11 protein-coding genes and 1 pseudogene (1 of these 12 cut by a window edge) are annotated in these 13,216 nt (G+C 73.7%); 9 read left to right on the top strand and 3 right to left on the bottom strand.

Annotated elements, in window-relative coordinates; translation table 11 throughout:
- Positions 1–159 precede the first annotated feature (159 nt).
- The 5 genes and pseudogenes from ACQYWQ_RS02995 to ACQYWQ_RS02975 all read left to right on the top strand — a co-directional run bounded on the left by ACQYWQ_RS02995 (position 160) and on the right by ACQYWQ_RS02975 (position 4,534).
- Entirely contained in the window at positions 160–2,802 is a 2,643-nt protein-coding gene (locus tag ACQYWQ_RS02995; protein WP_431032309.1) for a nitrate- and nitrite sensing domain-containing protein, read from the top strand.
- Positions 2,799–3,242 (top strand): roadblock/LC7 domain-containing protein, encoded by a 444-nt coding sequence (locus ACQYWQ_RS02990; RefSeq protein WP_431032308.1) that lies wholly within the window; start codon positions 2,799–2,801, stop codon positions 3,240–3,242. The genes ACQYWQ_RS02995 and ACQYWQ_RS02990 overlap by 4 nt, the downstream gene beginning before the upstream one ends.
- Positions 3,243–3,254: 12 nt before the next feature.
- Positions 3,255–3,386, top strand: a pseudogene (locus ACQYWQ_RS02985) (DUF742 domain-containing protein); the annotation flags it as partial.
- Positions 3,375–3,848, top strand: a complete 474-nt coding sequence (locus ACQYWQ_RS02980) for a DUF742 domain-containing protein (RefSeq protein ID WP_431039045.1) — start codon at positions 3,375–3,377, stop codon at positions 3,846–3,848. The pseudogene ACQYWQ_RS02985 and the gene ACQYWQ_RS02980, both read left to right, overlap by 12 nt.
- A gap of 89 nt (positions 3,849–3,937) precedes the next feature.
- Complete coding sequence (locus tag ACQYWQ_RS02975) at positions 3,938–4,534, top strand: GTP-binding protein (protein ID WP_431032307.1); 597 nt, start codon at positions 3,938–3,940, stop codon at positions 4,532–4,534.
- Positions 4,535–4,581: 47 nt separating this feature from the next.
- On the opposite strand, the gene ACQYWQ_RS02970 is transcribed toward ACQYWQ_RS02975, so the two are convergent.
- A complete protein-coding gene (locus ACQYWQ_RS02970) occupies positions 4,582–4,947 on the bottom strand; it encodes an Mpo1-like protein (protein WP_431032306.1) in 366 nt (121 codons plus the stop codon).
- Between the two features lie 107 nt (positions 4,948–5,054).
- Here ACQYWQ_RS02970 and ACQYWQ_RS02965 point away from each other — a divergent pair, with 107 nt between their 5' ends.
- Both ACQYWQ_RS02965 and ACQYWQ_RS02960 read left to right on the top strand, forming a co-directional pair.
- Positions 5,055–5,891, top strand: coding sequence for a M15 family metallopeptidase (locus ACQYWQ_RS02965; protein WP_431032305.1), 837 nt, complete (start codon positions 5,055–5,057; stop codon positions 5,889–5,891).
- Between the two features lie 78 nt (positions 5,892–5,969).
- The gene (locus ACQYWQ_RS02960) at positions 5,970–6,530 is read left to right on the top strand and encodes an NUDIX domain-containing protein (RefSeq protein ID WP_431032304.1); all 561 of its coding nucleotides are present in this window, start codon (positions 5,970–5,972) and stop codon (positions 6,528–6,530) included.
- A gap of 9 nt (positions 6,531–6,539) precedes the next feature.
- Here ACQYWQ_RS02960 and ACQYWQ_RS02955 read toward each other — a convergent pair whose 3' ends face one another.
- Complete coding sequence (locus ACQYWQ_RS02955; RefSeq protein ID WP_431032303.1) at positions 6,540–8,582, bottom strand: TIM-barrel domain-containing protein; 2,043 nt, start codon at positions 8,580–8,582, stop codon at positions 6,540–6,542.
- Positions 8,583–8,978: 396 nt separating this feature from the next.
- Here ACQYWQ_RS02955 and ACQYWQ_RS02950 point away from each other — a divergent pair, with 396 nt between their 5' ends.
- Both ACQYWQ_RS02950 and ACQYWQ_RS02945 read left to right on the top strand, forming a co-directional pair.
- A complete protein-coding gene (locus ACQYWQ_RS02950; RefSeq protein WP_431032302.1) occupies positions 8,979–10,958 on the top strand; it encodes an acetoacetate--CoA ligase in 1,980 nt (659 codons plus the stop codon).
- A 146-nt stretch (positions 10,959–11,104) separates the two neighbouring features.
- Positions 11,105–12,043, top strand: a complete 939-nt coding sequence (locus tag ACQYWQ_RS02945) for a hypothetical protein (protein ID WP_431032301.1) — start codon at positions 11,105–11,107, stop codon at positions 12,041–12,043.
- Between the two features lie 46 nt (positions 12,044–12,089).
- Here the strand turns inward: ACQYWQ_RS02945 and ptsP are convergent, their stop codons facing one another.
- Positions 12,090–13,216: the 3' portion of a phosphoenolpyruvate--protein phosphotransferase gene (ptsP, locus tag ACQYWQ_RS02940; protein ID WP_431032300.1), read on the bottom strand. Its footprint extends 544 nt past the window's final position; only the last 1,127 of its 1,671 coding nucleotides appear in the window; the start codon falls outside the window, past its right edge — the gene reads right to left on this strand; its stop codon occupies positions 12,090–12,092.

Below are 13,216 nucleotides of genomic sequence, written 5' to 3'. Positions count from 1 at the left end.
CACGCCGATTCGCGAGGTACGCGCGCGCCCCCGCCGGGGCCGCCCGTGGACGCTCACGCCACCGGCGTGCACGACCCCGGGAGTACGCGCAGGTCCGTTCACCGGCGGTGCACGGAGCCTCGGGATCGGCCGACGGGGACACCACAGGGGGACGACACCATGCGCTTTCGCGGGAAATCCATCCGCCGGAAGATCGTGGCCCTGCTGCTTGTACCCCTCCTCTCGCTCGGCGTCGTCTGGGCCTACGCGACCGTCATCAGCGGTCAGGAGGCGTACCAGGTCCTCGGCGTGAACCAGCTCATCGACCGGGCGGGCCAGCCGGTCAAGGAGGCGACCCGCGCCCTCCAGCAGGAACGCACCCGCACCCTCGTCTACCTTGCCGACCCCCGCGGCTCCGACGTCTTTTCGGCGATGCGCCGCAGCTACTCCGCCACCGACGACGCGATCGAGAAGGTCCGCGGCGTCGCCCGCGACAAGGGCCTGCGCGGCCGCATGAACGCCACCTCGCGCCGCGAACTCGACGCGCTCGTCGACTCCTTCACCGACCTGACCGCGCTGCGCCGCAGCGCCGAGGACAACCGCCTCTCGCGCACCTCCGCGCTCCGGCTCTATTCCGACCTCGTCGAGCCCTGCTTCGGTTTCCTCACCGACCTGCGCTCCGTCAAGGACGTCGCGCTCGACAAGCGGGGGCGCGGCGTCGTCGGCGTCGACCGCGCCCGTGAACTCCTCACGCAGGAGGACGCCGTGGTCAGCGCCGCCCTCACCGGGCACCGCCTCGGCCGCGACGAGATCCAGAAGGTCTCCGACCTCATCGCCCAACGCGAACTGCTCTACGACACCAACCTCGCCCTCCTGCCCGAGGAGGAGCGCAAGGACTTCGAGCAGTACTGGAAGAAGCCCAGCACCTCCGTCCTCACCGACGCCGAGTACGGCGTCAGCCAGTCGACGCCGAGCGCCGTCGCCGTCGTCGACGCGGCGACGTGGACCAAGGCCGCGACGAAGGTCCTCGCCGACCTGGCCACGCGCGACGACACGATCCAGAGCGCCTACCGCGACGCCGTGACCCCGTACGCGCACGGTGTCCTGCTCCGTACCGGCGTCGCGGGCTTCCTCGGTCTCGTCGCGCTCCTCCTCTCCCTCTACCTCTCGGTGCGCATCGGCCGCTCCCTCGTCCGCGACCTCTCCTCGCTGCGCCGCCGCGCCAACGAGACCGCCGGGGTCCGCCTGCCCGAGGTCATGCGCAGGCTCGCGGCCGGGGAGGAGATCGACATCGAGACCGAGGCACCGCGTCTCGCCCACGAACGCGACGAGATGGGGCAGGTCGCCCAGGCCCTGGAGACCCTCCAGCGCGCCGCGGTCGAGGCAGCCGTGCGCCAGGCCGACATGCGCAAGGGCGTTTCCGAGGTCTTCGTCAACCTCGCCCGCCGCAGCCAGGTCCTGCTGCACAAGCAGCTCACCCTGCTCGACACGATGGAACGCCGCACCGAGGACACCGACGAACTCGCCGACCTCTTCCGCCTCGACCACCTCACGACCCGCATGCGCCGCCACGCCGAGGGCCTCGTCATCCTCTCCGGCGCCGCGCCCGCCCGTCAGTGGCGCCGCCCCGTGCCGCTCATGGACGTCGTGCGCGCCGCGGTCTCCGAGGTCGAGGACTACGAACGCGTCGAGGTGCGCCGCCTGCCCCGTGTCGCCGTGACGGGCGCGGCCGTCGGCGACCTCACCCACCTGCTCGCCGAACTCATGGAGAACGCGGCCGTGTTCTCGCCGCCGCACACCGCCGTGCAGGTGCTCGGCGAGCGCGTCGGCCAGGGCTTCCTCCTGGAGATCCACGACCGCGGCCTCGGCATGACCAAGGAAGCGCTCCTCGCGGCGAACCAGCGCCTCGCCGAGACCCCCGAGTTCGAGCTTTCCGACACCGACAGGCTCGGTCTCTTCGTCGTGAGCCGCATCGCCCGCCGCCAGGGCGTCAAGGTCTCGCTCCAGCCCTCGCCGTACGGGGGAACGACCGCCGTCGTCGTCCTGCCCGAGAAGCTCCTCACCGAGGTGCCCGGTACCGACGGCGCGGGTTTCCCCGCGCTCTCCCCGGACGGGCCCGTCGAACTGGAGGCGCCCGTCCCCGCGTCCGGGCGTCCGGAGGTACGGGAGCCGGTGCCGGCGGGCGCCGACGAGGGACCGCGCGGCCCGCTCACCCAGCTCGGGGCGCTGCCCCGCCGACCGGTGCCCAAGCTCGTCACCTCGCACGGCCGTCCGGTCGGCGATCACGCGCAGGCCGACGAGGGTCCCGAGCCCGGCGCGGAACACAGCCGCCCCACCCCGGCAGCGGCACCGCTCCCGTCACGGCGCGCCCGCCGCCGAACCGGCGAGAAGCCACCGGCACCGGACGCAGGCCCCTCAGGTCCCTCGGGCCCCTCGGGCGCGTCCGGCACCTCCGGCACGTCCGGCTCACCCCGCCCGTCGGGCCCGGAGCAGGGCGGCGGAACGGATCAGCCGGCCGCCCCCGCCGCGGGCCCCACGGGCCTGCCCCGTCGTGTACGGCAGGCCAGCCTCGCCCGGCAGTTGCGCGAGCAGCCCGAGCCGAGCGCGTCCACCGGGCCCGAACCGGAGCGCGACGCCGAGGCCGTACGGACCCGGATGGCCTCGCTCCAGCGAGGCTGGCGCCGGGGCCGCGAAGAGGAAGCCGCGGCGGACGCCCGGCCCAGCTGGGCCCGCGTCACCGAGGACGAGGGCGGACCGGAAGCCATCGGACCCGCCCCGCACAGCACAGCGCAAGGAAACACTCCGGAAAGGGACGGTCGATGACTGCGCCAAGGACCGCCGCGTCAACTCCGGGAGCCCCCGGTGGCACCCACGAACTCAACTGGCTGCTCGACGACCTCGTCGCCCGGGTCGCCAGCATCCGCAAGGCGATCGTCCTCTCCAGCGACGGACTGCCCACCGGGATATCCGAGGACATCAGCCGCGAGGACAGCGAACATCTCGCCGCCGTCGCCTCCGGCTTCCACAGCCTGGCCAAGGGCGTCGGACGCCACTTCGACGCCGGGAGCGTCCGGCAGACCCTCGTCGAACTCGACGATGCCTTCCTCTTCGTCTCCGCGGCGGGTGACGGCAGCTGCCTCGCCGTCCTCGCCGGGCCCGACGCGGACATCGGCCAGATCGCCTATGAGATGACGCTCCTCGTCAAGCGGGTCGGTGTCCATCTCGGCCAGGCCCCACGCACCGACGTCTCCGCCGGGGGATAGAGGCAGGCCATGATGAGCGACGCCGGTCACGAGACAGCCCGCTGGTACGACGACGAGGCGGGCCCCGTCGTACGCCCGTACGCCATGACCCGGGGCCGCACGAGTGCCACCGGCGGCCACCGGCTCGACCTCATCGCCCTCGTCTCCGCCGTTCCGCCCCCCGGTGACCCCGGACCGGGCGGACCGGCAGGGACCCCGGCTCCCACCGGACCGGACGCACCGGCGGCGAACACGGGCAAGGACACCGGTACGGGCAAGGCCGCCAAGGGAACCGCCGCTCCGGGTACGGGCGGCGCCGCTCCGGGTACGGGCGGTGCCGGTACGGGCGAGGACGCCGCTCCCGTCACCACGCCCTGGCCCCTCCCGCCCGAGCAGGACGCCCTGCTGACCCCCGAACACGTCGAGATCCTCGCCCTGTGCGGCGACGCCCCGCAGTCCGTCGCCGAACTCGCCGCCGGACTCGACCTCGCCATCGGCGTCGTCCGGGTCCTCGTCAGCGACCTCGCCGAAGCCGAACTCGTCACGGTCACCCGTCCCGTCCCGCCCGCCGAACTGCCCGACGAGAGCGTGCTGCGGGACGTCATCGAAGGCCTGCGCGCCCTGTGAGGGAGCGGCGCCCCACCGCCGCCTCGCGCACCCCCTGTCCACACCCCCCACGCCCGCCACCACGGCGGGGCCGCAGGAGAAGAGACCGAATGAACGCCCTCCGTGGCCGGTCCGACCGGCCGCTCACCCTCAAACTCCTGGTCGCCGGGGGCTTCGGGGTCGGCAAGACGACTCTCGTCGGCGCGGTCAGCGAGATCAGGCCGCTGCGTACCGAGGAAGTCCTCACCGAGGCATCCCGCCCGGTGGACGACATGCGCGGGGTCGAGCGGAAGCGCACCACCACGGTCGCGATGGACTTCGGCCGCATCACGCTGCGCGAGGAACTCGTCCTCTACCTCTTCGGGACCCCGGGCCAGGACCGCTTCTGGTTCCTGTGGGACGAACTCGCCCAGGGAGCGCTCGGCGCCGTCGTCCTCGTCGACACCCGCCGGCTCGCCGACTCCTTCGCCGCCATCGACTACTTCGAGCGGCGAGGCATCCCCTTCGTCGTCGCCGTCAACCGCTTCGACGGGGCGGAGGACCACCCGCTCCCCGAGATCCGCGCCGCCCTCGACCTCGACCCGTACGTCCCCCTCGTGCTCTGCGACGCCCGCGAGCGCGACTCCGTCAAAGCCGTCCTCATCGAGGTCGTCGAACACGCCCGCCGCCGTGCCGTCGCCCAGCGCGAGAGCCAGGCGGCGCACTGAGCCCGCACACCGGCCAGGGAGCGTCCGGGCGCGCGAGCGACAACGGCTCAGGAGACGGTCGTACGGTGCTCCGCGAGCCACTTCCGCGCGATCTCGCCGAGTTCGGCGTCCCGCCCGGCGAGCATCATCCGGATCATCCGCGCATCGCCGCGCAGCGACCACGCCGGGTGCCCGAAGGTCGCCGGGTTGTTCCGCTCGATGAGGAAGTGCGCAGGCCAGGCGGTCCCGTACCCGATCACGGGCAGCGCGGCGAGGTACTTCGCCCGCCCCCGCGCCAGCCCGTACGCGCTCACCGCGAGCCCCGTCAGCGTGCCCGTCAGGTGCACCCAGCGGGTCGCCGCCCTGGAGTGCATGGCCACGTAGTACGGCCAGAACTCCTCGTAGCTCCCGAACTCCCGCGACTCGTCGCTCATACCGGGCACGGTAACGGCTCCCCGGGCCGTACGGAACGCCTCCGCTCGTATGCGATCCACGGGCGCCCTCTGGGAATCCCCGCCCTGCGCTGCTACACCCGTACCCCATGAGACGACGCACCCCCACAGCGCTCCGGTCCCTCCCCGCCCTCCTGCTCGCCGTCCTCCTCTCCCTCACCGCCACCATCCCGAGCGCGCAGGCGGCCCAGACAGCCCGCAGCGCACACCACGACCCCCAAGCCCCCTCCTCCTTCGTCGAACTCCGTGACATCGACCCCACGATCATCGAGGACATCCGCTACGCCACCCCCCACAACTTCACCGGCGTCCCCCTCACCGGCTACGCCCAGCCCCTGTGCCTCCTCACCCGCTCCACCGCCGAGGCCCTCCACCGCGCCCAGCGCCACCTCCTGCGCCGCGGCTACTCCTTGAAGGTGTACGACTGCTATCGGCCCCAGCGCGCCGTCGACACCTTCGTGACATGGGCCCAGGACCTCTCGGACCAGCGCATGAAGGCCGAGTTCTACCCCCGCGTCGACAAGACCCGCCTCTTCGCCGACGGTTACATCGCCGAGAAGTCCGGCCACAGCCGCGGCTCCACCCTCGACCTGAGCTTCGTCCGTCTTCCCGCGCACCCCACCCGCCCCTACGTCCCCGGCGAGACCCTCACCTCCTGCTACGGCCCCAAGGCCGAGCGTTTCCCCGACATGGCCGTCGACACGGGCACCGGATTCGACTGCTTCGACACCCTCGCCCACACCGACGACCCCCGGATCACCGGTATCCAGCGCGCGCACCGCGACCTCCTCAGGACCACCCTCGCACGCGAGGGCTTCACCAATCTCCCCGAGGAGTGGTGGCACTTCACCCACCAGCCCGAGGAGTACCCCGACACCTTCTTCGACTTCCCCGTCACCCGCCGCTCCCTGACCTCCCCCCACTGACGCCCCCTCACCTCCCCGGCCCGCCGGCAGGGCCCTCCCCCTGTCACCCTCACCCCCGGGATCGGATAAAGTCCGCGCGTGTCCCGGACCCACTCCCGCCCCGACGGCTCCGCCGATGCCCCGGCCCCCGCCGGTACGCAGCCGTACTCGCACTGTTCGAGCTGCGGAGCCCCTTATGCCGAGGCCCGCTCCTGGCCGCGTACCTGCGCCGTCTGCGGTGCCACCGCCTACGGCAACCCGCTGCCGGTCGCGGTCGCCCTCCAGCCCGTCTACGACCGCGCCGGCACCGGACTCGTCGTCATCACCCGCGCCATCGAACCCGCCAAGGGCACGGTCGCCCTCCCCGGCGGCTTCGTCGACCACGACGAGGACTGGCGCCACGCCGTCGCCCGCGAACTGCGCGAGGAGACCGGCATCGAGGCGGAACCCCGGGACGTCCGCCTCGCCGACGCCCTCAGCTCGTCCGACGGGCACCTCCTCCTCTTCGGCGTCCTGCCGACCCGCCCCGCCGCCGAACTCCCGCGCTCCGTCCCCACCGACGAGACCGACGGCCGCCACATCCTGCGCGAACCCGCCAGGCTCGGCTTCCCCCTCCACACCCTCGCCGCCAAGGCCTGGTTCGAGGGCCGCTACCAGTAACACTCCCTCTCATCCCTGCCCCACAGGCGCCCCGGCCCCCAACCCCCTGACCCGCACAGGGCGCCCCACTCCCTCCGCTCCACCCGGCTCCCCGCTCCGCTCCACGACCACGGTGCCGTCCGCCGCGCACCTGCTCGTGTACCGCTCGACCAGCGGAGGCGACCAGGCCTCGTCCTCGTCGGGGATGAACAACCCCGCCCCCGGGCCGCTTTCCGGCAGAGGCGGCCACACCTCCAGCACCGTCCTGCCCCCCTCCCGTACCGGGATCACCGCTCCCGCACGGACCAGGACAGGGACCCGGTCGAGCGGTGCCGCGACCTCGACCGTGCGCTCTCCCTCATACACCACCTCCGTCTCCGTGTCGTACCACTGCCCCCGCGGCAGGCGCACCCGCCTGCTCCGTGCCCCCGGCTCGCACACCGGCGCCACCAACAGCGCCTCACCCACCAGGAACGCGTCGTCCACCCCGCGCAGCGCCCGGTCCTCCGGCGTGAACCACCACACCGGGCGTACCCACGGCCCGCCCCACAAGCCCGCATGGCGCGCCAGCGTCGTCCAATAAGGCCCCCACCGCTCGCGCCCGCCCGGCGCAGGCGCTCCCGCATCCCCTCCTCCCGCCGTGCCGCTCCACGGCAACCACCGCGTCAACTGCTCCCACCGGACCGCCCATTCCGCCACCTCGGCGGACACCCGCCCCCTCTTTGACCGCGCACCCCGCGCACCCCGCGCACCCCCGTCTCCCTCCGGTGCCCCCGGCCCGCAGAAGGGCACCCCGCACATTCCCAGCCCCAGCACCCGCCCCACCGTGCGCGGCAACTCCGCCCAGTCGCCCACCTCGGGGCCCGGCAGGCACACCCCGCCGTACCTCTGCTGCCCGGCCCACACCCCTGCCGCCAGTTGCAAGGGCCGCTCGCCGGGGAAGGCCCCGCGCAATGAGTTGAACACAGCCCGCGCCCTGCACAGTTCCAGAACGCCACCCATTCCTTCGAACGAGTGAACGAAGCCGTGCCGTCCCCTCCCGGCCGCCCTCACGTACCGCTCACCCTCGCGGGCCCGCACCTCCGAATCCGTCCAGCGCGGCACCACGGGCCCCACGGCCCCGCCGAACCACCGCGCCCGCCCTGCGGCCGGGAGCCGCTCCACCGCACCGGGCCCGCCCCCGCCCCGTACCACCACGACCTCCCGCCCACCACCTCCGAGCGCGTCCCCCGGCGGGGGCACAGGCGCACCCGTCAACGACGCCCAGCCATAGGCAAGCCGCTGCGGCGAGCCGACCACCACCCAGGACCGCACCGGGCCACCGCTCATCCGCAGTTCGGCGACCCCCGCCCTGTCATGCCCCGAGCCCGCGCCCTCCCGGCCGGGCCGCAGCACCCATTCCCCTTCCTCCTCCACGTCGTGGAAGACGAGGTGACACCCCGCGTCCGCGTGCACCACCTGCACCGGCAGCCGCAGTCCGGGCCGCACCCCGCCCACCGAGTACGCGCCCTCCGCCAGGACCGCGCCGTCCCGCCCCGCGCCCAGAAACACGGCATCGGGGCCCACCTCGGCCCGCGACACCCAGCGTCCTCCGCCCCGTACCGCGTCCGCCGCCTCCCACCACCGCGGCGGCGACTGCCTGCGCAACACCACGCCGCCGGGAGTCCGCACCTCCACGGTCCCGTCCCGCGCCACCGTCAGGGCGAGCCGCTCGGAGACGAGCCGCACCCCGCCCTCCGTGTCCGGCTCCAGCACGACGCGCTCGTCCGGCGCCACCGCCTCCGCACCCGACACGGCGTAGGACGGCATCGGCGAAGCACCGTCCCAGCCGAGGAAGAGCGCCCCGCGCACCGTCACCCGCACGGACAACTCCGAACGCGCGAACCGCACCAGGCCCCCACCCGGCGCGGGCTCCAGCGCCGTCAGCACCCCGGGCACCCGCGCCCGCACCGAAGCCGCCGCGCCCCCGCGCCGCATCCGCGCCCGCGCGGCCCCCCGCGACACCGCGCCGCCCCCACCGGCGCCGTCTCCCCGCGCCGCCGCCAGCCAACGCACCAGGTCACGAGCGATCATGACGCAAGAGTGTCATCCACCCGGCCGACCGGTGACATCGTTTGACGACCGTTCACCCAGGCGACCTTCCCCCGCCACCCACCGCTCGCCGAGCACGCCGAAAACCCCGCACGGCCTCCCCGGGGTGGGCGCCGCCCACCCCGGGGCAGCCCGTCCGCGCGCCCAGCCGCCCCCCACGCCCGAGCACACAGGACCCCCGTTGTCCATGTCCCCCGCCCCCCCTTCCCACCAGCACCTCATCCCCCTGCCACCCCTGGTGCCGGGGCCGCGTCCGTGGCATCGTCCTTCGCAGCGCCCGGTCCGCCGGCCCGGCGGCAGTCCGCCGAGGTCAGCACCGGGACCCTCACCGACCCCGGCGCGGCACAGTCGCCGCGTACCGCCCCTTGGAGCCGCCCCGTGAGCACCGCAGCCCAGCCGCCCCAGCCCCTGTGGGAACCAGGACAGGAACGTGCGGCGAGCGCCACCGTCACCCGGTTCCAGACCTGGGCGGCCGAGCACCACGGAGCCCCCGCCGAAGGCGGCTACCCGGCCCTGCACCGCTGGTCGGTCGAGCACCTGGACGCCTTCTGGCGGGCCGTCGCCGAGTGGTTCGACGTCCGCTTCTCGACGCCGTACGAGGAAGTACTCGCCGACCGCGCGATGCCCGGCGCCCGCTGGTTCACCGGGTCCCGCCTCAACTACGCCGAACACGCCCTGCGCACCGCCGAGGACCCCCTCCTCGCGGGCGAGGCCGCCCTCCTGCACGTCGACGAGACCCACGGCCCCGAGCCCATGACCTGGGCCGAACTGCGCCGCCAGGTCGGTTCCCTCGCCGCCGCCCTGCGCGCGCGGGGCGTCCGGCCGGGCGACCGCGTCAGCGGCTACCTGCCGAACGTCCCGCAGGCGATCGTCTCCGTCCTCGCCACCGCCGCGGTCGGCGCCGTCTGGACCTCCTGCGCGCCCGACTTCGGCGCCCGCAGCGTCCTCGACCGCTTCCGCCAGGTCGAACCCGCCGTCCTCATCGCCGTGGACGGTTACCGCTACGGGGGCAAGGAGCACGACCGCACGGACGTCGTCGCGGAGCTGCGCGCCGAACTCCCCACCGTCCGCACCTTCGTCCACGTCCCCCTCCTCGGCACCCCCGCCCCCGAAGGCGCCGAGACCTGGGCCGATGTCGTCGCGGGCGACGAGGACCCCGTCTTCGCGCAGGTCCCCTTCGACCACCCGCTGTGGGTCCTCTACTCCTCCGGCACCACGGGACTGCCCAAGGCGATCGTCCAGTCCCAGGGCGGCATCCTCGTCGAACACCTCAAACAGCTCGGACTCCACTGCGACCTCGGCACGGGCGACCGCTTCTTCTGGTACACCTCCACCGGCTGGATGATGTGGAACTTCCTCGTCTCGGGCCTCCTCACCGGTTCGACGCTCGTCCTGTACGACGGCAGCCCCGGCTTCCCCGACACCGCGGCCCAGTGGCGCGTCGCCGAGACGACGGGCGCGACCCTCTTCGGCACCTCGGCGGCCTACGTCATGGCCTCGCGCAAGGCGACCCTGCACCCCGCACGCGACTTCGACCTCAGCCGTGTCCGCTGCGTCGCCACCACCGGCTCGCCGCTGCCCCCTGACGGCTTCCGCTGGCTCCACGAGGAGGCGGGCGAGGACGTGTGGATCGCCTCCGTCAGCGGCGGCACCGACGTGTGCAGCTGCTTCGCCGGAGCCGTCCCCACCCTCCCGGTCCACATCGGGGAACTCCAGGCCCCCGCACTCGGCGTCGACCTCCAGGCCTGGGACCCCGAGGGTCGGCCCCTCGTCGACGAGGTCGGGGAACTCGTCGTCACACGCCCCATGCCCTCCATGCCCATCCGCTTCTGGAACGACCCGGACGGCAGCCGCTACCACGACAGCTACTTCGACACCTACCCCGGCGTCTGGCGCCACGGCGACTGGATCACCCTGACAGGACACGGCTCCGTGATCATCCACGGCCGCTCCGACTCGACCCTCAACCGCGGCGGCGTCCGCATGGGCTCCGCGGACATCTACGAAGTCGTCGAGCGTCTCCCGGAAATCCGCGAATCGCTCGTCGTCGGAGTCGAACAACCCGACGGCGGCTACTGGATGCCCCTCTTCGTCCAGCTCGCCGACGGTGCCGTGCTCGACGACGCCCTGCGCACCCGTCTCGCCACCGCCCTGCGCACCGAGCTGTCCCCGCGCCACGTCCCTGACGAGGTCATCGAGGTACGGGCGATCCCGCACACCCTCACCGGCAAGCGCCTGGAGGTCCCCGTCAAGCGACTGCTCCAGGGAACCCCTCTGGAGAAGGCAGTCAACCCCGGCTCGGTTGACGATGTGGAACTCCTGCGCGGCTACGAGCGTTTGGGGCGCGCACACTCCTGAGGACGCTCCCGCCGCCCCGGAAGCGTCCCGGGGCGGCGGCGTCGCGGCGCCCGGCGAGGAGCGTTGTCAGTGCTCCCGCTTACGGTGTGCGATCAAGTGAAGGCACTCCGTCAGGGAGCGCCTCGTACACACCTCAGGAGGCCCACATGGCCCGCCCGCGCACCGCGTCCCGCCCCGACCGCCACGGCCTGCGGCTCGACCGCGTCGACCGTGAGCTGACCGGCGCCCTCGCCCTCCTCGCCGAGGAGGAGGACTACCAGCGCATGACCCGCTACGGCGCCCCCCGCTTCCCCAGCCACACGCGGTACATCGACACCGCCGACACCCTCCTCAGGACCCGCACGGCCCGCGGCCGCAGGACCCGCATCGGCCTCCTCGACCCCGAGGAGTACGTGGCCTTCTGCACCGGCTCGGGACTCGACCCCGGCAGCCTGGACAGCCGGCAGCGCTTCACCGAGCACCTCGTCGAGACCGGCGCGACCCTCCCGTACGAAGGCCGCCCCCTCGCCGACCTCCTGCCCGACCTCGCTCATCTCGCCCTGCGCCGCGCGACCTTCGCCTACGCGGGGGAACTCCTCGACGCCGCAGGACGCTGCGAGGACTGCGGCGAGAGCCTCGCGAAGGCCGCCTTCGACCGCGCATCGGAACTGCTCACGGCGGCCTGCCACGCCCTCGGCGCGGGCCGCCACCACCTGGTGTGCAGTACGAGTACGGAAGCGGGCCCCCTGCTCGCCGAGTTCGACCTCGACACGAGCCCGGGCACGAATCCGTACGTGGAGGAGACCGCGGCACTGGACCTCGTCACCGTCCTCGCCGCGGCACTCGCGACAGGTCTGCCCTGCGGACTCGTCGCCCGCACGAGCGGACCCGACGCCGGGGACGCGGTGCGCGGCTGGCGGCTGCGCGCACACACGCTGCGCCCTCTCACGGCCGCCGAAGTCTTCGACGCCTATTGCACGGACACGGAGACCGGGGAACCCATCCCGCCCGAGCCGGGTGTCGACTACCGCGCCGCGCCCGTGCTGACCCCGCCCCGCACCGCCCACCACGAGCACGGCCAGGACGGGGAGGACACGCAGGACTGACCGGCTCCCTCCCGGCAAGCCCGGGGCACGGCTCTCCGGCGGCCGCCTACTCGCCGGAGAGCACGGCACCCGCCGCCCGCCGTGCCTCCTCGGCCCCGTCCTCGGCCCGCGCCGCGCCCGCCGCCCGCTCGCACTGGGCGCGCGTGTACTTGGCGAGCGTGGAACGGACGTAGGGGAGCGCGGTGGGACTCATCGACAAGGAGGTGACACCCAGTCCCGTCAGCACACACGCGAGAAGCGGATCGGCCGCGGCCTCACCGCACACCCCGCACGTCTTCCCGGCCGCGGCCGCCGCTTGGGCCGAGGAGGCGATCAGGTCGAGCAGAGCGGGCTGCCACGGGTCCTGCCAGCGGGCCACGGCGCCCACCTGCCGGTCCGCGGCGAAGGTGTACTGGGCGAGATCGTTGGTGCCGAGCGAGACGAACTCCACCTCCCGCAGGAGCGCCCCGGTCCGGAGCGCGGCCGCCGGGATCTCCACCATGACCCCGGCCTTCGCGTGCAGCCCCGCCGCCCGGCACGCCTCCGCGAAGGCCCGCGCGTCCGCTCGGTCGGCCACCATCGGGGCCATGACCTCCAGATGGACGGGAAGCCCTTCGGCGGCGCGGGCCAGCGCGGTCAGCTGGTCCCGCAGTACCTCGGGGCGATCGAGGAGCGCCCTGAGCCCCCGGACCCCCAGCGCCGGATTGGGCTCGTCGGAAGGGTGGAGGAACGCGAGCGGCTTGTCAGCGCCCGCGTCCAGGACCCGGACCACGACCCGCCGGTCGGGGAACGCCTCAAGGACGGAGCGGTAGACAGCGGTCTGCCGGTCCACGGAGGGCGCCCGCTCGCTGTCGTCGAGGTAGAGGAACTCGGTACGGAACAGGCCCACGCCCTCCGCACCGGCCTCGATCGCGGCGGCGACGTCCGACGGGCCGCCGATATTGGCGAGCAACGGCACCCGGTGTCCGTCCGAGGTGACTCCGGGACCCGTGCTCGCGGCGAGGGCCGCCTTCCGCTCGGCTGCCTGTGCCTCCAGTTCCTCGCGCTTGCGGGCCCCGGGCGAGACGAACACCTCCCCGGCGCTGCCGTCCACCGCCACTGTGGTCCCCTCGGCGATCGCCACCGCTCCGGGCAGCGCCACCACCGCCGGGACCCCGAGGGCCCTGGCAAGGATGGCGCTGTGGCTCGTCGGGC

Source organism: Streptomyces sp. P6-2-1, from assembly GCF_050613165.1.
Classification (GTDB): domain Bacteria; phylum Actinomycetota; class Actinomycetes; order Streptomycetales; family Streptomycetaceae; genus Streptomyces.
This window is presented reverse-complemented; position numbering and strand designations above follow the sequence as displayed.